Origin of the sequence: Streptomyces sp. NPDC005752 (genome assembly GCF_040630715.1) — a bacterium.
GTDB lineage: Bacteria > Actinomycetota > Actinomycetes > Streptomycetales > Streptomycetaceae > Streptomyces.
The window spans coordinates 137,404-154,480 of the sequence record NZ_JBEXYB010000018.1 but is presented as its reverse complement, the minus strand read 5'-3'; the positions used below and the strand labels follow the sequence as shown (position 1 = coordinate 154,480).

Genomic DNA, 17,077 nt, shown 5'->3' with positions numbered 1-17,077 from the left:
ATCGTGTTCAACAGCGTCGACAACACCGCGCAGGAGCCCTTCTCGGCTCCGGTCCGCCGCCCCGAGTTCATCGGGGCACGCGACTTCACACCGGTGAAGTAGGGCCGTACGACGGGTATGCGGAAGGGGCGGGACGCATCGCGTCCCGCCCCTTCCGCATACCCCTGGCCGGCTCGTCACTGCCGGAGTCCGCTGGACGGGGCACCGTGCGCGGCTTCCACGTGCAGTTCAATCTGCCCCTGTACATCCTTACGATGCCGGACCGGTCGGTCATGGCGTCCGCCGAGTCCGCCCAGCGCGGCCAGCTCGAACGCGAAAGCGCTGTCGTCCTGCCCCTGTTGACGGCCTACCATCAACTGCAGGCCGAATCGATGCCTCAGGCGGCATCCGTTGCCATGATCAGCCAGTTGCGAACGGGCGTCCCATGACGACCGACACCCCCCGTTGGATCAAGTCCTCCTACAGCGACAACGGTGGCGCCTGTGTCGAGGTCGCCGCCGACCTCGCCGGCCCGCACGGCATGGTCCCCGTCCGCGACTCGAAGAATCCGGATGGCCCCGTCCTGGACCTGCCCACCGCCTCGTTCGCCTCCTTCGTGACGGGCGTCAAGGCAGGCGCGTTCGGCGCTGTCCGACCGGCGCCCGGCCCGCGTCGGCCGAGTGCCGGGATTCGCGGTCAGCGGACTCATCGCGTGGGCTTCATGACGTGCCCCAGTGCGACGAGGCCGATTCCCACGACGAGGAGTGACGGTGAGTGTGCGTACCCGCTGGCCGGTATCAGCAGGGCGCCCGCTCCCCAGACCCTCGGCTGCCGCACTCGCCTCTGCAGCCAGTGCCCGGGCATGCGGCCGAGAAGCAGACCGTGCACTCCGAGGGCCACCCAGACGATGACCAGGATGAACAGCATCAGGGCCAGCACACCAAAGAGCAACATCCGTTCCCCCCTTGCGCCCGCGAACGCGGTTGCGTCACGCGATGCTGCCATCGAACCCGAAGGGATGGGAACCGCCGCCTCCGGGGTGGAGGCGCCGCCGCTCCGATCCTGCGTCAGGCCGTTTCGGTGGCCGGTGAGATGCTCACAGAGTGCTGATCAAGGGATATGACGACGGTCCTCTGGTTGCCGGGGAGTCGCTGCTGGCCCGACCGGGCTTCTGGTCGAACCACCTCATGGCGATGTGCGGTACCGGCGCAGGCGCCGAGCGGCCCGTTCCGGAGTGGTTCGGCGACGACGGCGCCGATACCGACGCCGTCGCCGAGATCCTCTTCGATCCCGAGAACTGGCCGGTGTTCCGGTTGCCCGCCGCAGAGGGCCCCGGAGCCGCGGTGGTCTACCGCAACGTGGTGGGCGACTACGGCATCGACTACCTCCTCACCCGTCCGGGCCGGAGCCATGCGCAGCAGATCGCCAGCTGGGAGGGAGGGTTCACGGAGACCGGGCTGACATGGCACGAACTGGTTCGCATGGCCGACAGCCCCGACGCTGCGGCCGACGGTGTCGAGGACTCTGCCGCCCGCCTCCTGCTGGCCCTTCCCCTTCTCGACGACTTGGACGTGCCGGAGACGGGGCCGGCCAGGCTCAGTGCCGCCCTGATTGCCGCAGGTGCTCCACGGGACACTGCCGCGAACACGGCGAAGAACCTGCTCACCCACCTGATGGGCAGGCCACGGCACGACCGCACATGGGATTCGCCGCTGAGCGGCAACTGAAGGGTGACCCCAGGAGGCGGACCGCAGGCCGGTTCAGCCGCTCGGCCGGAGCGTCGGGGCGGGGCCGCGGGTACGCATCGACAGCGCCATGACCAGGGCCACGAACCAGAACAGCCCCGTGACGGCACCGATCAGGCTGACCACGATGACGAGGCCCAGGCGCTCCACTCCTCTGCGGTGGGCGATGACCGGCGGCAGGCAGAGTACGAGGAGTGCCACCGGCACCAGCACGAGCAGTTCCAGGGGACCCACTGTCGAGATCATCAGGCCACTCTATGGATCGCCCTGTTGGAACCGATGCCGAAGTGGGGATCGATACCGGCGGCTCGCGTATTCAACTGTCGCCGACTCACCACGGAACCCACCTGAGATCGTCGATCTATTCCTGGGGACGCAGAACGAGCTTCCCCACATGCCCCCTGCCGTCCAGCTCTTCCTGCGCCCGAGCGGCCTGGTCCAGAGGGAACGTCGCGGCGATGACGGGCTGGATCTCGCCGCGACGAGCCAGGTCCACGAGGAGGCCGAAGTGCGTGGGCGTGTGCATCGAGGAGCCGATCACCTGTGCGTTGTGCAGGTAGAGGCGCCGCACGTCAAAGGTCACGTCGTACCCTCCGAGCGCACCGGCGACGACCCACCGGCCGCCTTCGTTCAGCAGTGGCAGTCCGTCACCCACCAGGTCCCCGGCGACGACGTCGAGTGCGACGTCGATGCCCTCCGGGGCGGCGGGCTGCTCGGGCCCCGCCACCCTCGCCACCCAGCTCCTCCTGCTGCACGAGGGCGCTCTCGCCACGCAGCCGCTCCCGCTCGACACGCTTTCCGAAGGCACTGACCTGGCACGAGCCGTAGTGCGAGCCGCGCTGCCCCACGTGTAGGGCGAAGCACCTGCCCGGCCGTGCAACTCGCTGGACCCGGGCCCGGGTCAGCGGCGACAGTGGCGCCCATGACTTCGCTCGTACAGCACATCACCATCGACTGCGCCGACGCCTACGAACTGGCCCGGTTCTGGGCCGAGGTGCTCGATTCCCCCCTGGCCGACGACGACCGTCCCGGTGACCCCGAGGCACTCGTAGGGGCGCCGGGGGCGGCGCTGCTCTTCGTCACGGTGCCCGAACCCAAGCGCGCCAAGAACCGCGTCCACCTGGACGTCCGCCCCGAGGACCGCACCCGTGACGAGGAGGTCGAGCGGCTGCTCGCTGTCGGCGCCACGCTGGTCGCCGACCACCGCAAGCCCAACGGCAGGGGCTGGGCGACCCTGGCGGATCCGGAGGGCAACGAGTTCTGCGTGGAGTGCGGTGCGGGGGAACGCGCCGCGCTGACCGGTACCCGGCTGCCCGTCACCGCCGACGACGTGACGCTGGCGGTACGGCTCGCGGTGGACGTCATGGCGCAGGCTCCCGGGGACGGCTGGCGCACCCCTGCGGGGACCTTGGAGTGGGACTGCTGGGAGACCGTCGAGCACCTGAGCGACGATCTGTTCTCCTACGCGGTCCAGCTCGGCCCGCGCCAGCCGCCGCAGGACCGTCTGGTGCCGTATCACTTCGCCCCCCGGCGCGAGGGCGGCCCCTGGAACATGGTGTTCGCCGATCCGGAGACGGGAAGCGCCGGGCTGCTCCAGACGCTGGAGGCGAGCGGCGCCCTGCTGAGCGCGATGGTGCGGACGACCCCTGCGGATGTGCGCTCCCACCATGCGTACGGCGTCTCCGACCCGGAGGGCTTCGCCGCGATGGGCATCGTCGAGACCCTGGTGCACACCCACGACGTCGCCGCCGGGCTCTCAATCTCCTGGACCCCTCCCAGGGACCTCTGCGACCGGGTGCTGGCCCGGCTCTTCCCCGACGCCCCGGACGACGAGGACCGGTGGACCGTCCTGCTGTGGTCCACAGGCCGCACCGATCTGCCGGGCCGCGACCGTGTCACGTCGTGGAAGTGGCACGGTACGCCGCTGGCCGGGTGAGCTGACGGAACCGGCCATATCGCGGCCGGTTGTCCCGCCCGGCGATGTCCGGGCGGGAAGTTCCGGTAGCGTCCCAGCCGTGGAACGGCCGACCAGCACCACCCTCACCGATCAGGCGCCGGCAGACCCTGCGGCCACCGACGACGCACTGGTCACACAGCCCATCGGATACTGGAGCGGCCTGGCCCACGCGGCCGTCACCCGCCGCCTGCGGGACGCCATGGCCGGGATCGACGTCACGCAGCCGCAGTACTGGGTGCTCAACCGGGTGCACGGCGGGCCGGCCGCACCCACCCGTGAGGAGGTCGTCACCCAGCTCACGCCCCTCGCCGACGGACCGCACGACGTCTCCAGGGTCGTCGCCCAGTTGCTCCACCGCGGCTGGCTCGGCAGCGAGGACGGGCAGCGACTGCACCTCACCGACGACGGCGAGGCAGCCCGGGTGCGGCTGCGCGAGCTGGCGACCGGTCTCCGCGCCGAGGCCCACCAGGGGATCAGCGACGCGGAGTACGTGGCCGCGCTCAAGGTCCTCCGGACGGTGGTGGCCAACGTCGAGGGCTCACGCCCTCTCTGAATGCCCGCTCCGTCGCCGGCGGGTGCCACGGTCCGGATGCCCGGCGGTGCGGGCTACCTGTGCGAGAACCAGGCGGCCGCCGGGAGCAGCTTGCCGTTGTAGTCGAACACCGCCTGGTTCTCCCACGCGTTGCCCGAGGACGGGTCGGCCGGGTCCCAGCCGCTGCCCTTCGCCGCGGTCCAGGCCGGCTCCCAGTACACGGCGCCGAGCCCTCGGCCGTTCGGGACGGCCTCGACGACGTTCATGACGTCGCGGAGGTTCGCCGCCTGGCCGGACGGGGTCGCCGGGTAGCCGGCGGCCAGTTGGCCGGCGGTGGCCACGTTGTTCTCCAGGCCGTCGCCGTTCGCCAGTGTGTGGGCGTAGGCCGTCTCGGCGACCAGCACCGGCTTCCCGTAACGGGAGGCGGCGTCGTCGAGGTTGGTCTGGAGCTCGGACAGCGGGCCGTGCCAGTAGCCGTAGTAGGAGAGGGCGATGACGTCGAAGGGCACCTTCTGCGCCACGGCGTTGTCGAACCACCAGCGGGTGCCCGCGTTGTCGCCGCCCTCGGCGAGGTGCAGCGCCACCTTCGTGCCGGAGGAGACCGCCTTGGCCGCGTTCGCCCCCGAGGTGATCAGGCCCGCCAGCTGGGACCAGTTGGCGGTGGAGCCCTCCGGCCGGAGCATCCCGCCGTTGATCTCGTTGCCGATCTGCACCATGTCGGCCGTGGTGCCCTGGGCCTTGAGCGCGTTCAGCACGTCGTAGGTGTGGTCGTAGACGTCGGTGCGGAGCTGGGCGTAGCCGTGCCCCGCCCAGGCCGCGGGCTTGTTCTGTTTGCCGGGGTCGGCCCAGGCGTCGGAGTAGTGGAAGTCGATGAGCGTCTTCATGCCGAGGGCCTTGGCGCGCTTGGCCATGGCCAGGACGTGCGCCTTGTCGTTGTAGCCGTCGGCCGGGTTCACCCACACCTTGAGGCGTACGTAGTTCATCCCGGAGCCCTTGAGGATGCTCATGGCGTCCCCCGCCCTGCCGCTCGCGTCGCGGTACGTGGCGCCGTGCGCCTCGTTCTTCGGGAGGGTGGAGAGGTCGCCGCCCCTGACGCTCAGTCCGGTGCTCCCGGGGGTGAAGGTGATGTCGTCGAAGTTCGCCCACTCCCCCGCGTGCGCGTCGGAGTTGAGGCTGATCGTGCAGGCGCCGCCGGTCACCTTGACGGAGGTGACGAGCCGGATCCACGCGCCGTCCGCGGTCGGCGGCAGGTCGGTGCGCTGCTCGGCGGAGCCGCAGTTGCGCAGGGCGAGGTAGGCGGAGTTCTGGCCGCCGCCGGAGCGCACCCAGGCGCTGAGGGTGTACGTGCCGTCGGCCAGGCCGCTCAGGTACTGGTAGGTCTCGACCTTGTACGCCGAGGCCGACCAGTGGCTGAGCCGGGTGCTGCCGCCGTGGCCGCCCGCCTCGGTGAAGGAGGCGGCGTTCTGGCCTCCGGCCGAGTACGTCGACCAGCCGGTGGCCCCGGACTCGAAGCCGGTGTTGACGGGAGCGGTGGCCGCGTGGGCGGCCTGGGCGGGGAGTGCGGCGAACACGAGGCCGGAGAGCACGGCCACCGCCCCTGCCGCTTTCGCGCGGGTGTGCGTCGTTCCGTACATCGTCGATGTCCCTTCGACAGTTGTGCGGGATTCCCTGTGGGTGTGCGCCTCAGCCGGCGAGCCGTACGACGCGGACCGCGCCCGCCGGAACGGCGAGCTTGCCCACGGCGGCCTCGTCGGTGAGGAGTTCGGTGCCGGGGGCGTCCAGCGCCACTGCGGCCTCGGCGTCGGTGTGGTTGATCACGAAGAGGTAGCTGCCGGTGTCGCCGGTGCGGCGCACGACCTCGACGTCGTACGGCAGGCTCGTGCGGGGCTCGATGCGGGCGTCGGCGGCGGCGCGGTCCAGGACGGCGTCCAGATCCGGGCCGGAGAGCCGCGTGGAGATGTACCAGGCGGTGCCCTCGCCGAGCCGGTTGCGGGTGACGGCGGGGCGGCCCGCCGGGATGCCGTCGGCGTACGACCAGAGGGTCTCGGCGCCGCGCGGGATCACCACGTCCGACCAGAGGTCGCCGGTCAGCTCCGGTCCCTCGGGGGCGCCCTCGGGGGTGATCAGGCGGACGGTGCCGCCCTCGCCGAGCGGGGAGAACTCCTCGACCGTCAGCCCGAGCACGTCCCGGAGCGGACCCGGGTAGGCACCGGGGTGCACCGCGTCGTCGGCGTCGACGATGCCGGAGAAGTACGAGACGACCAGGGTGCCGCCCTGCTCGACGTAGCGGCGCAGATTCCGTCCGGTCTCCTCGGTGGCCAGGTAAAGGGCGGGGACGACGACCAGCGGGTAGCCGCTGAGATCGGCGTCGGGGTGGGCGAAGTCGACGGTGAGGTGGCGGTCGAAGAGCGAGGCGTAGAAGGTGTCGGCGCGCTCGCGGGCGTCGTGCTCCTCGCTGGGGCGCCACTCCAGACTCTGCGCCCACCAGGACTGCCAGTCCCAGATCATCGCCACGTCGGCGACGGTCCGGGTGCCCCGGATGCCCTCCAGCAGGCCGAGCCCGGCGCCGAGCGCGCTCACCTCGCGCCAGATCCGCGAGTCGGTGCCGGCGTGCGGGACCATCGCGGAGTGGAACTTCTCGGCGCCGCGCCGGGACTGCCGCCACTGGAAGAACATCGCGCCCTCGGAGCCCCGGGCGACGTGGGAGAGGCTGTTGCGGGCCATCTCGCCGGGGCGCTTGGCGGGGTTGCGGGGCTGCCAGTTGACGCCGCTGGTGGAGTGCTCCAGCAGCAGCCAGGGTGCGCCGCCCGCCACGGAGCGGGTGAGGTCGGCGGCCATGGCGAGGTTGACGTGGGTGCGGCGGCCGTCGGTGATCAGGTAGTGGTCGTTGGTGACGAGGTCGACCTCGCGGCCCCAGGCCCAGTAGTCGACGGATTCGCACTGGCTGAGGGCGGTCATGAAGTTGGTGGTGACCGGGATGCCGGGGGCGAGCCGGTGCAGGACGTCGCGTTCGGCGGTGAAGTTCTCCCGCATGGTGGCGTCGGCGAAGCGGGCGTAGTCCAGCTGCTGGGCGGGGTTGCCGACGGTCGGCGTGGTGCGGGGCGGGTCGATGTCGTCGAGGCTTCGGTAGCGCTGGCCCCAGAAGGCGGTGCCCCAGGCCTTGTTGACCGCCTCGACGGAACCGTGCCGGGCGGCGAGCCAGCGGCGGAAGTGCGCGCCGCAGCTGTCGCAGTAGCAGGCGCTGACGGGGACGCCGTACTCGTTGTGGACGTGCCACATCGCGAGGGCGGGGTGCTTCGCGTAGCGGCGGGCCAGCTGCTCGGTGATGTTCGCCGCCGCCGCGCGGTAGGGGGCGGAGCTGTGACAGATGGCGCCGCGTGATCCGAAGGCGTAGCGGACCCCGTCCCGGCTGACCGGCAGGGCCTCGGGGTGGGCGCGGTAGAACCAGGCCGGCGGGGCGACGGTGGGGGTGCCGAGGTCGGCGCGGATGCCGTTGACGTGCAGCAGGTCCAGGAGGCGGTCGAGCCAGCCGAAGTCGTAGGTGCCCGGCTCGGGTTCCAGGAGCGCCCAGGAGAAGATGCCGACGCTGACCATGGTCACGCCGGCCTCCCGCATCAGGCGTACGTCCTCGTGCCAGACCTCTTCGGGCCACTGCTCAGGGTTGTAGTCGCCGCCGAAGGCGAGCTGGTGCAGGCCGACCGGGTAGGGAGCGGGTTCTGAGTGCGGCATGGACAGCTCCTGGCTCTTCGGGACAACTTCTGGGAACGTGCACACACACTCTCGGCGGCGCAGGCCCAACATAACCGCACAGCAACAACCATTGACAAGTGTCGGTTTCGTTTCTCTACTGTGAACGCTCACAGCGCCTTTCCGGCCGGTCGGCCGATGCGTCTGCTCGTCTCGTCGTTCGTCTCGTCGTTCGTCTCGTCAGGGGAGAACCCATGAAATACCGCACCGTCGCGGTGTCCACCGCCGCCGCTCTCGCCGCCACCGCCCTGCTCTCGGGGTGCGGCACGGACGACGGCGGCGACGAGCCGGCCGCGTCCGGGCCCGCGTCGCTGACCTACTGGGCGTGGGCTCCCGGCCTGGACAAGGTCGCGGACATCTGGAACGAGGGCCCCGGCAAGGAGGCCGGTATCACCGTCACGGTGAAGAAGCAGGCCTCGGGCGACGACCTGGTCACCAAGATCATCACGGCGGCGAAGGCCCACAAGGCCCCCGACCTGGTCCAGGCCGAGTACCAGGCGCTCCCCACCCTGGTCTCCAACGACGTCCTCGCGGACATATCCGAGGAGGCGGGCGACGCCGAGGGCGAGTTCGCCGACGGGATCTGGCAGCAGGCGACGCTCGGCTCCGACGCCCTGTACGCCCTGCCGCAGGACTCCGGCCCGCTGATGTTCTACTACCGCGAGGACCTCTTCGAGCAGTACGGCCTGACCGTGCCCACCACCTGGGACGAGTTCGCCGAGACCGCCCGCGCGCTGAAGGAGAAGGCGCCGGACAAGGACCTCACCACCTTCTCGTCCAACGACTCGGGCCTCTTCGCGGGCCTCGCCCAGCAGGCGGGCGCGAAGTGGTGGACCACCGGCGGCGACAAGTGGAAGGTCGCGATCGACGATCCGGCCACGCAGAAGGTCGCGGACTTCTGGGGCGGCCTGGTGAAGGAGGGGGCCATCGACAACCAGCCGATGTACACCCCGGCCTGGAACAAGGCGCTCAACACCGGCAAGCAGGTCGCCTGGGTCAGCGCCGTCTGGGCGCCGGGCACCCTGACCACCGCCGCTCCCGAGACGAAGGGCAAGTGGGCGATGGCCCCGCTCCCCCAGTGGAAGGCCGGTGAGAACGTCACCGGCAGCTGGGGCGGCTCCTCCACCGCCGTCACCAACGACTCCAAGAACAAGAAGGCCGCCGCCACCTTCGCGAAGTGGCTGAACACGGATCCGACGGCGCTCGCCGCGCTGGTGAAGGAGGGCGGCATCTACCCCGCCGCCACGGCCGCCCAGACCGGGGGCGCCCTGTCGAAGGCTCCGGACTACTTCTCCAACCAGCCCGACTTCTACACCGAGGCCGCCAAGATCGCCCAGGGCACCGCCCCCGCGGCCTGGGGCCCCAACGTCAACGTCGCGTACAGCGCCTTCAAGGACAACTTCGCCGCGGCCGCCAAGAACAAGTCGGACTTCGGCCCCGCGCTGACCGCCATGCAGGACGCCACCGTCGCGGACCTGAAGAAGCAGGGCTTCGGGGTCTCGGAGTGACTCGTACACCCCGCAGGAAGGCGTACGGGGTCAAGAGCGCCCCGTACGCTTTCCTGGTCCCCGCCACCCTCCTGTTCCTGCTCTTCTTCGCGCTCCCCATCGGCTACGCCGTGTACCTCAGCTTCCGCAGGACCGAGGTCAAGGGACTGGGTCTCGGCAAGGACGCACGGGAGGAGATCTGGGCCGGCGTAGCCAACTACACGGACGCGCTCTCCGACGCTGAGCTGCTGCACGGCGCGCTGCGCATCCTCGGGTACGGCGCGATCGTCGTCCCGGTCATGCTCGGCCTCGCCCTGCTGTTCGCCCTGCTGCTGGACACCGACGGGCTCCGGGTGCGCGGCTTCACCCGGCTGGCGATCTTCCTGCCGTACGCGATCCCCGGCGTCATCGCCGCGCTGATGTGGGGCTTCCTGTACCTGCCGGACGTCAGCCCCTTCCTGTACCTGCTCGACGCGATGGGGCTTCCGCAGCCCGATCTGCTGGACGGCGGGCCGCTGTACCTCTCGCTCGCCAACATCGCAGTGTGGGGCGGTACCGGCTTCAACATGATCGTGATCTACACGTCGCTCCGGGCGATCCCCGCCGAGATCTTCGAAGCCGCGCGGATCGACGGCTGCTCACAGCTGCAGATCGCGCTGCGGATCAAGATCCCGATGGTGGCGCCGTCCCTGATCCTGACCTTCTTCTTCTCGATCATCGCGACACTCCAGGTCTTCAGCGAGCCCACCACCCTGAAACCGCTGACCAACTCCCTCTCCACCACGTGGAGTCCCCTGATGAAGGTCTACCAGGACGCCTTCGTCAACAACGACATCCACGCGGCGGCGGCCCAGGCGGTCATCATCGCCGTCGCCACCCTCGCCCTGTCCTTCGGCTTCCTCAAGGCGGCCAACTCCCGTACGAAGCAGGGAGACTCCCGATGAGTACGCAGTCCCTCGCCACCCCCGGCCGCCGGCGGCGACCGCTCGTCCCCACGGCCGCGCTGCTCCTCGGCGCCCTGTACTGCCTGCTGCCCGTCGCCTGGGTCCTGGTCGCCTCGACGAAGTCCGGCAGCGAGCTGTTCTCCACCTTCACCTTCCTGCCCGGTTCCGGCTTCACCGACAACGTCGCCGAACTGACCGAGTACCGGGACGGGGTGTACTGGAGGTGGATGGCCAACTCGGCCTTCTACGCCGGGGTGGGCGCACTGCTCTCCACCGCGGTGTCCGCGGTCTCGGGGTACGCGCTGGCCGTGTACCGCTTCCGCGGGAAGGAGACCGTCTTCAACATCCTGCTCGCCGGGGTCCTGATGCCGCCGGTGATCCTTGCCGTGCCGCAGTACCTGCTGCTGGCCGAGGTGGACATGACCGACTCCTACCTCTCGGTGCTGCTGCCGCTGATCCTCTCCCCGTACGGCGTCTACCTCGCCCGGATCTACGCGTCGGCCGCCGTGCCGGCCGACGTGATCGAGGCCGGACGGATGGACGGCGGCGGCGAGTGGCGGATCTTCCGGACCATCGCGCTGCCGATGATGCTGCCGGGCCTGGTGACGGTGTTCCTGTTCCAGTTCGTGGCGGTCTGGAACAACTTCCTCCTGCCGTACATCATGCTCGGCGACGACGAGAAGTTCCCGGTGACCCTGGGTCTCTACACGCTGCTGCAGCAGGGCTCGAACACCCCGGCGCTCTACACACTGGTCATCACGGGCGCGCTGCTGGCGATCATCCCGCTGATCGCGCTGTTTCTCGTGATCCAGCGGTTCTGGAGCCTCGACCTGCTCTCCGGCGCCGTAAAGTCCTGACAGCTCCTCAACAGGGCTTCCCTTGATGAAAGATCATGCTTCATGAGCCGCACAGAACAGAACGGCACGGGACGCCGCCGGCCACCGACGATCCACGACGTCGCCCGGGAGGCCGGGGTCTCCCGGGGCACGGTCTCCCGGGTGCTCAACGGCGGTCACAACGTCAGCCCGGCCGCGCTCGACGCGGTTCAGTCCGCCATCAGACGGACCGGTTACACCGTGAACCGGCATGCCCGGTCCCTGATCACCGGGCGTTCCGACTCGGTGGCGTTCCTGCTGACCGAGCCCCAGGAACGCTTCTTCGAGGACCCGAACTTCAATGTGCTGCTGCGCGGCTGCACCACCGCGCTCGCGGCGCACGACATCCCGCTGCTGCTGATGATCGCGGGTACGGAGGCGGAGCGGCGCCGCAACATGCGGTACATCGCCGGGCACGTGGACGGGGTGCTGCTGGTCTCCAACCACTCCGGCGACCCGGTGGCCGCCCAGCTGCACGAGGCCGGCGTGCCGCTGGTGGCCTGCGGGAAGCCACTCGGGCAGGGATCCAAGGTCAGCTATGTGGCGGCGGACGACCGCGACGGCGCCCGGGACATGGTCCGCTTCCTCCACGGGTCGGGGCGCCGCCGGATCGCCACGGTCACCGGACCGCTGGACACCCCGGGCGGGGTGGACCGGCTGGCGGGCTACCGCGAGACGCTCGCCGAGTGCGGGCTACCGGCCGACGGGACCCTGATCGTGCCGGGCGACTACAGCCGCTCGGGCGGTGAGGCTGCGGCCGCGCTCCTGCTGGAACGTGCCCCGGACGTCGACGCGGTGTTCGTCGCGTCCGACCTGATGGCACAGGGGGTGCTGACCGCGCTGGAGCGGGCCGGCCGGCGGGTGCCGCAGGACATCGCGGTCGGCGGCTTCGACGACTCCCCCGCCGCGCTCGCGGCACGCCCCGCGCTGACGACGGTCCGTCAGCCGTGGGACCGGATCAGCGCGGAGATGGTGCGGGTGCTGCTGGCGCAGATCGGTGGGGAGGACCCGGCCGCGGTCATACTCCCCACCGAACTGGTCCGCCGGGAGTCGGCGTAGGAGGGCGTCGGGCTCAGGCGTCCAGCGCCGGGTAGTCGGTGTAGCCCTTCGCGTCGCCGCCGAAGAAGGTCGACGGGTCCGGGGTGTTGAAGGGCCCGCCGGCCTTCAGCCGGGCCGGCAGGTCCCGGTTGGCGAGGAACAGTGCGCCGTAGGCGATGATGTCGGCGATCCCGTCGTCGATCACCGTGTGGTGCTCGGGGCCGGTCGGCCCTTCGGAGAACACGTTGATGACGAGGGTTCCGGTGAACTGCTTGCGCAGCGCGAGCGTCAGCTCACGGGTGCCGGCCTGCTCCAGGACGTGCAGGTAGGCCAGCCCGAGCGGCTCCAGCAGGAGTTCCTGATGATGCACCTGTGGGACACCGGGGCGGTCCGGCAGGCGGAGCTGATCAAGGCCATGGACCTCGACCCGTCCACCGTCACCAAGATGCTCCAGCGCCTCGAACAGGCCGGGCACGTACGCCGCCGCCCGGACCCGGACGACGGCCGGGCCGTCCTGGTCGAGGCGACCGAGAAGAGCTGCGCCCTGCACGACGAGGTGCGCGACGCCTGGTCGGGCCTGGAGGAGTGCACCCTCGCGGGGCTCGGCCCGGCCGAGCGCGCGGAGCTGACCCGGCTGCTCGCCAAGGTGGAGGAGAACCTCTGCAACGAGGCCGGGGACCGCCCCGCGCGCTAGCTCAGCCGGACAGCACGTCCAGCGCGCGGTCGACGTCGGCCTCCGTGTTGTACAGGTGGAAGGCGGCCCTCAGGTTCCCCGCCCGGGCGGAGACCATCACGCCGGCCGCGGCCAGGTCGGGCTCCCGGCCTCCCAGTCCGGGTACGGCGACGATCGCGGAGGTGCCGGGGACCGACTCGTGCCCGAGGGCGGCCAGCCCCTCCCGGAAGCGGGCGGCGAGCCCGGTGGCGTGTGCGTACACGGCGTCCACCCCGACCCCGTCCAGCAGGTCGAGGGACTGCTCGGCCCCGTGGTAGGAGAGGAACGCGACCGGTTCGTCGAAACGCCGGGCGTCCACGGCCAGCTCCCCGACCGGCCCGTACGTGCTGTTCCAGCGGTCCTCGGCCGCGACCCATCCCGCGTAGAGCGACGGCACGGCCTCCTGCGCGTCCTCGGTCACGGTCAGGAACGACGTGCCCCGGGGGCACAGCAGGAACTTGAACCCACCGGTGACGGTGTAGTCGTACGGCGCGGCGTCGAGCGGCAGCCATCCGGCCGACTGGCTGGCGTCGAGCAGCGTGCGGGCGCCGTGCGCGGCCGCGGCCGCGCGGACCGCGTCCAGGTCGGCGACGCGGCCGTCGGCCGACTGGACGGCCGAGAAGGCGACGAGTGCGGTCCCCGGCCGAACGGCGTCGGCCAGTCCGGCCAGCGGGACGTAGCGCATCTTCAGATCGCCACGCACCGCGAACGGGCTGACGACCGAGCTGAACTCCCCGGTCGGCGCGAGGACTTCGGCGCCCGCCGGCAGGGAGGCGGCGACGAGCCCCACATGGGCGGCGACGGAACTGCCGACGGCCACCCGTGCGGGTGTGACACCGGCGATCCTGGCGAAGCCGGCGCGGGCGGCGTCCACCGACTCGAAGCTGCCCGCCCCGGCCCGGACGCCTGCGGCGCACTCGTCGGCCAGCGTCCTGACGGCCTCGACGGCACGACGCGGCAGCAGGCCGTAGCTGGAGGTGTTGAGATAGGTGGTCCCGGATGCGAATTCGTTGGCCCTGGCCTGATCGATCGCAGAAGTCTCCATGCGGGACAGCCTGACGGCCGCTCAACCCCACGTCAATCACACGAGTTTGAGCGGCGCGCCCAAGGAGTCCTTATACGCGCTGGTCGGACGCGTTCGCTGCGGGTACTTCGCAGGCCCCGTCCGCGTCGCAGGCCGCCGCGTCGCCGCCGACCTGCGTCAGGCCGGGAACCTCGCGGTCCTTCCACGCCTGCTCCAGGGCCTGGGTGAAGACCTCCGCGGGCTGTCCGCCCGAGATGCCGTAGCGCCGGTCGAGCACGAAGAACGGCACGGCGTTGGCGCCCAGTTCGGCCGCCTCGCGCTCGTCGGCCCGCACGTCGTCGGCGTACGTCCCGGGGTCGGCCAGCACCGCACGCGCCTCGTCGGCGTCGAGCCCGGCCTCGACGGCCAGGTCGGCCAGCACCGCGTCGTCGAAGACGGAGCGCTCCTCGGCGAAGTTCGCCCGGTACACGAGGCTCAGCAGCTCGTCCTGGCGTCCGCGGGCCTTGGCGAGGTGGAGCAGCCGGTGGATGTCGAAGGTGTTGCCGTGGTCGCGCCCCTCGGTCCGGTAGCCGAGCCCTTCGGCCTGCGCGTTCGCCGCGACGTTGGCCTCCATCCCCCGGGCCTCCTCGATGGTGCGGCCGTACTTCTGCGCGAGCATGTCGATGACCTGCTCGGTGTCGCCCTTGGCCCGGCCGGGGTCGAGCTCGAAGGAGCGGTGGACCACCTCGATCTCGTCGCGGTGCGCGAACCCGGCCAGCGCCTTCTCGAAGCGTGCCTTTCCTACGTAGCACCACGGGCAGGCGATGTCGCTCCATATCTCGACGCGCATGACTCTTCTACTCTCCCACTCGGATTCGCACAGGACGGAGGATCCCTCCGTGCGTCATTCAACCTTCCGCTGCCGTTCGGGATTCCCGAGGCCGGGGCGGGGCCGCGCACGCGTGTCCGTACGAGGCTGCCCGGGGACGGCAGCCCCGCCGTGGCGAGCACAAGGGAGCGGGCACACGCGGCGTGGACGAAGATCATCAGGAAGGTGAACGGCACACCGGAACGTCACCGGCGCCTCGACGCAGGCCGCATGCCGAGTGCCGGTGCACGGGCGGAGTCGTCAGCGCCGGCACGGGCCCTGCCGGGTGCCGCTGCCCCGTGGCCCCGCGCCACCGCCCCCCGTGCGGCGGGGACTTCGGGTGCCGAACGCTGTCATATGATCCGTTGAACGGCCGCTCCGCGATGGTGCGGCCTGACAGCCACGCAGCTTGCGGCGCGGGTGGCCCGCTCTCCACGAAGGCACCCGGCCCGTCCGAGAACCGGGCGGTAGCAGTGCGTTCCGGCAGGGTACCCAGGAGGAATCCGCTCAGTGCAACCGCTCACCGACTCAGATCCGGCCCGGATCAGTCGCTACCGTCTCGCCGGCCGCCTCGGGGCGGGAGGTATGGGCTCCGTCTACCTCGGCAGCACACCCGGCGGCCGACCGGTCGCCATCAAGGTCATCAGTGACCAGTTCCAGTACGAGGAACAGGCGCTGGAGCGGTTCCGCCGCGAGGTGGGCACCTTGCGCACCATGCGCAGCGCCTACAGCGCTTCGCTCATCGACTCCGGTCTGGACGCCCCACCGTACTGGTTCGCCACCGAGTACGTGCCCGGCCGGACCCTTCACTCCGCCGTGCGCGCGTCCGGCGCGCTGCCCGCCCAGCTCTGCCTCGGTCTCATGGCCGCGCTGGCCGAGGGGCTGTCGGACATCCACGTCCACGGAATCCTGCACCGGGATGTCAAGCCGCAGAACATCATCCTCTCTCCGGTCGGCCCGCAGCTCATCGATTTCGGCATCGCCCGGGAAACCGGGCAGGCCGCTCTGACCCAGGTCGGCCACACTGCCGGGAGTCCGGGCTTCACCTCCCCCGAGGCGCTGCAGGGAGAGGAGGTCGGCGTCGCCGCCGACGTCTTCGCGCTGGGTGCCACGCTGGCCTTCGCCGCCACCGGCCGCCCCCCGTACGGTGACGGTTCCTTCCCGGCAATCGCCTACCGCACCGTGCACGGCGACATCGACCTGGGCGGGGTCGACGCCGGACTGGCCGAAATAATCACGGCCTGCGCACAGCGGGACCCGGCCCGGAGGCCGGCGCCTGAGGAGATCGTGGAGATGTGCCAGTCGCACACCTCCCTGGCGAATGATCCGGCCTACCAACGGATCGCCGCCGCCGACCCGACGGACGGCCTGCCTGTTCTCCCCCCTGCCCCCACGGTCCTGGACTCCCCTTCGGATTCCCCGGGCGTCACACTCGCGGTGGCTCCGACACACCCGGCCACCGCCCGTTCGGCACCTACCCCGCCTCCGGGGCCGACGGCAGTGCAGCCGACCGACGTCGTGGTGGCGTCCCCCCGGTCGGCGCCCCCCGTCGTGCCGCCCGGCGAGGCCGGCGGAAACCGTCGGCGGCGACGCAGGATCGCCGGGGCCGTGGCCGCTGTCGCGGTGGTGTGCGCGGTCGGCGCGACCCTGCAGGTGCTTCAGCCCTGGCATGGCACGGAGGGGGCCGACGGGACGAGGGCCGGGGCGAAGGCAGGGGCGACGCCGTCGGAGACGGCAGCCGCAGCCCCGGGCGACAACGCGGACGCACCGGCCGGCAGCGTTCCGGAGGCCGAGAAGGAAGAGGAACTGCCCGAGGAACGGGTGATCGACTCACCGATGAGACTGCAGCCCGGTGAGGAGATCTCCGCGGCCAGGATCCGGCTGGTCTTCCAGCGCGACGGTGGTCTTGTCGCCTACGACGAGGCGAACCAGGCGCGCTGGGACACCTGGGCCAGCGGCCCCGGCACGCGAGCCGACTTCCAGCCCGACGGAAACTTCGTCCTCTACAACGCGGAGGACCAGGCGGTGTGGGCGAGCCAGACCGATGGGCACGAGAACGCGGTGCTGAAACTCCAGAGCGACGGGAACATCACCGTCGTCGACGGTGATGTCGTCCTCTGGGCTGCGGGAACGAATCACTGACGCGAGGGACGCCCGGGTCGCGGCACTCCTCGCAGTCCTCGCAGTCCT

The 17,077-nt window shown here is 70.9% G+C and carries 14 protein-coding genes and 7 pseudogenes; 13 read left to right on the top strand and 8 right to left on the bottom strand.

The window, feature by feature from the left end:
• From ABZ441_RS17465 to ABZ441_RS17455, 3 pseudogenes are all read left to right on the top strand, one after another.
• Positions 1-102 (top strand): annotated as a pseudogene (locus ABZ441_RS17465) (ectoine hydroxylase); the annotation flags it as partial.
• 125 nt (positions 103-227) lie between these two features.
• Positions 228-428: pseudogene (locus tag ABZ441_RS17460) on the top strand (hypothetical protein); the annotation flags it as partial.
• A pseudogene (locus ABZ441_RS17455) lies at positions 425-631 on the top strand (DUF397 domain-containing protein); the annotation flags it as partial. The pseudogenes ABZ441_RS17460 and ABZ441_RS17455, both read left to right, overlap by 4 nt.
• A gap of 53 nt (positions 632-684) precedes the next feature.
• On the opposite strand, the gene ABZ441_RS17450 reads toward ABZ441_RS17455, so the two are convergent.
• The gene (locus tag ABZ441_RS17450; RefSeq protein WP_358974291.1) at positions 685-933 is read right to left on the bottom strand and encodes a hypothetical protein; all 249 of its coding nucleotides are present in this window, start codon (positions 931-933) and stop codon (positions 685-687) included.
• Between the two features lie 149 nt (positions 934-1,082).
• Between ABZ441_RS17450 and ABZ441_RS17445 the strand changes: the two genes are divergently transcribed.
• Positions 1,083-1,706 carry a hypothetical protein gene (locus tag ABZ441_RS17445; protein ID WP_358974264.1) on the top strand — a complete coding sequence of 208 codons (624 nt, stop codon included), beginning with the start codon at positions 1,083-1,085 and terminating at the stop codon, positions 1,704-1,706.
• A 33-nt stretch (positions 1,707-1,739) separates the two neighbouring features.
• Here the strand turns inward: ABZ441_RS17445 and ABZ441_RS17440 are convergent, their stop codons facing one another.
• Together ABZ441_RS17440 and ABZ441_RS17435 are read right to left on the bottom strand one after the other, a co-directional pair.
• Entirely contained in the window at positions 1,740-1,970 is a 231-nt protein-coding gene (locus ABZ441_RS17440) for a superinfection immunity protein (protein ID WP_358974261.1), read from the bottom strand.
• A gap of 115 nt (positions 1,971-2,085) precedes the next feature.
• Positions 2,086-2,430: pseudogene (locus tag ABZ441_RS17435) on the bottom strand (zinc-binding dehydrogenase); the annotation flags it as partial.
• Between ABZ441_RS17435 and ABZ441_RS17430 the strand changes: the two are divergent.
• The 3 genes and pseudogenes from ABZ441_RS17430 to ABZ441_RS17420 form a co-directional block, all read left to right on the top strand.
• Positions 2,429-2,578, top strand: a pseudogene (locus ABZ441_RS17430) (TetR family transcriptional regulator); the annotation flags it as partial. The pseudogenes ABZ441_RS17435 and ABZ441_RS17430 sit on opposite strands and share 2 nt — an antisense overlap.
• Before the next feature lie 68 nt (positions 2,579-2,646).
• Positions 2,647-3,660 carry a VOC family protein gene (locus ABZ441_RS17425; protein WP_358974258.1) on the top strand — a complete coding sequence of 338 codons (1,014 nt, stop codon included), beginning with the start codon at positions 2,647-2,649 and terminating at the stop codon, positions 3,658-3,660.
• 79 nt (positions 3,661-3,739) lie between these two features.
• Positions 3,740-4,234 carry a MarR family winged helix-turn-helix transcriptional regulator gene (locus ABZ441_RS17420; protein ID WP_358974255.1) on the top strand — a complete coding sequence of 165 codons (495 nt, stop codon included), beginning with the start codon at positions 3,740-3,742 and terminating at the stop codon, positions 4,232-4,234.
• 53 nt (positions 4,235-4,287) lie between these two features.
• On the opposite strand, the gene ABZ441_RS17415 is transcribed toward ABZ441_RS17420, so the two are convergent.
• Positions 4,288-5,847 (bottom strand): arabinogalactan endo-1,4-beta-galactosidase, encoded by a 1,560-nt coding sequence (locus tag ABZ441_RS17415; RefSeq protein WP_358974252.1) that lies wholly within the window; start codon positions 5,845-5,847, stop codon positions 4,288-4,290.
• Between the two features lie 49 nt (positions 5,848-5,896).
• Positions 5,897-7,942: a beta-galactosidase gene (locus ABZ441_RS17410; protein WP_358974249.1), complete on the bottom strand. Its 2,046-nt coding sequence runs from the start codon at positions 7,940-7,942 to the stop codon at positions 5,897-5,899.
• A 212-nt stretch (positions 7,943-8,154) separates the two neighbouring features.
• Here ABZ441_RS17410 and ABZ441_RS17405 point away from each other — a divergent pair, with 212 nt between their 5' ends.
• The 4 genes from ABZ441_RS17405 to ABZ441_RS17390 are packed head-to-tail and all read left to right on the top strand — an operon-like array spanning position 8,155 to position 12,325.
• Positions 8,155-9,468: an extracellular solute-binding protein gene (locus ABZ441_RS17405; protein ID WP_358974246.1), complete on the top strand. Its 1,314-nt coding sequence runs from the start codon at positions 8,155-8,157 to the stop codon at positions 9,466-9,468.
• Positions 9,465-10,391 carry a sugar ABC transporter permease gene (locus ABZ441_RS17400; RefSeq protein ID WP_358974243.1) on the top strand — a complete coding sequence of 309 codons (927 nt, stop codon included), beginning with the start codon at positions 9,465-9,467 and terminating at the stop codon, positions 10,389-10,391. The genes ABZ441_RS17405 and ABZ441_RS17400 overlap by 4 nt, the downstream gene beginning before the upstream one ends.
• Entirely contained in the window at positions 10,388-11,248 is an 861-nt protein-coding gene (locus ABZ441_RS17395) for a carbohydrate ABC transporter permease (RefSeq protein WP_358974240.1), read from the top strand. Before ABZ441_RS17400 ends, ABZ441_RS17395 begins: the two co-directional genes overlap by 4 nt.
• A 42-nt stretch (positions 11,249-11,290) precedes the next feature.
• Positions 11,291-12,325 carry a LacI family DNA-binding transcriptional regulator gene (locus tag ABZ441_RS17390; protein WP_358974237.1) on the top strand — a complete coding sequence of 345 codons (1,035 nt, stop codon included), beginning with the start codon at positions 11,291-11,293 and terminating at the stop codon, positions 12,323-12,325.
• Positions 12,326-12,338: 13 nt separating this feature from the next.
• On the opposite strand, the pseudogene ABZ441_RS17385 reads toward ABZ441_RS17390, so the two are convergent.
• Positions 12,339-12,659: pseudogene (locus ABZ441_RS17385) on the bottom strand (alkene reductase); the annotation flags it as partial.
• On the opposite strand from ABZ441_RS17385, the pseudogene ABZ441_RS17380 reads away from it, so the two are divergent.
• Positions 12,654-12,998: pseudogene (locus tag ABZ441_RS17380) on the top strand (MarR family transcriptional regulator); the annotation flags it as partial. The pseudogenes ABZ441_RS17385 and ABZ441_RS17380 sit on opposite strands and share 6 nt — an antisense overlap.
• Position 12,999: 1 nt before the next feature.
• On the opposite strand, the gene ABZ441_RS17375 reads toward ABZ441_RS17380, so the two are convergent.
• Both ABZ441_RS17375 and ABZ441_RS17370 read right to left on the bottom strand, forming a co-directional pair.
• Complete coding sequence (locus ABZ441_RS17375) at positions 13,000-14,061, bottom strand: aminotransferase class V-fold PLP-dependent enzyme (RefSeq protein ID WP_358974234.1); 1,062 nt, start codon at positions 14,059-14,061, stop codon at positions 13,000-13,002.
• A 70-nt stretch (positions 14,062-14,131) separates the two neighbouring features.
• On the bottom strand, positions 14,132-14,869 hold the full coding sequence (locus ABZ441_RS17370; RefSeq protein ID WP_358974231.1) for a DsbA family oxidoreductase: 738 nt from the start codon (positions 14,867-14,869) through the stop codon (positions 14,132-14,134).
• Between the two features lie 528 nt (positions 14,870-15,397).
• Here ABZ441_RS17370 and ABZ441_RS17365 point away from each other — a divergent pair.
• The gene (locus tag ABZ441_RS17365) at positions 15,398-17,029 is read left to right on the top strand and encodes a protein kinase (RefSeq protein WP_358974228.1); all 1,632 of its coding nucleotides are present in this window, start codon (positions 15,398-15,400) and stop codon (positions 17,027-17,029) included.
• Positions 17,030-17,077: the final 48 nt, after the last annotated feature.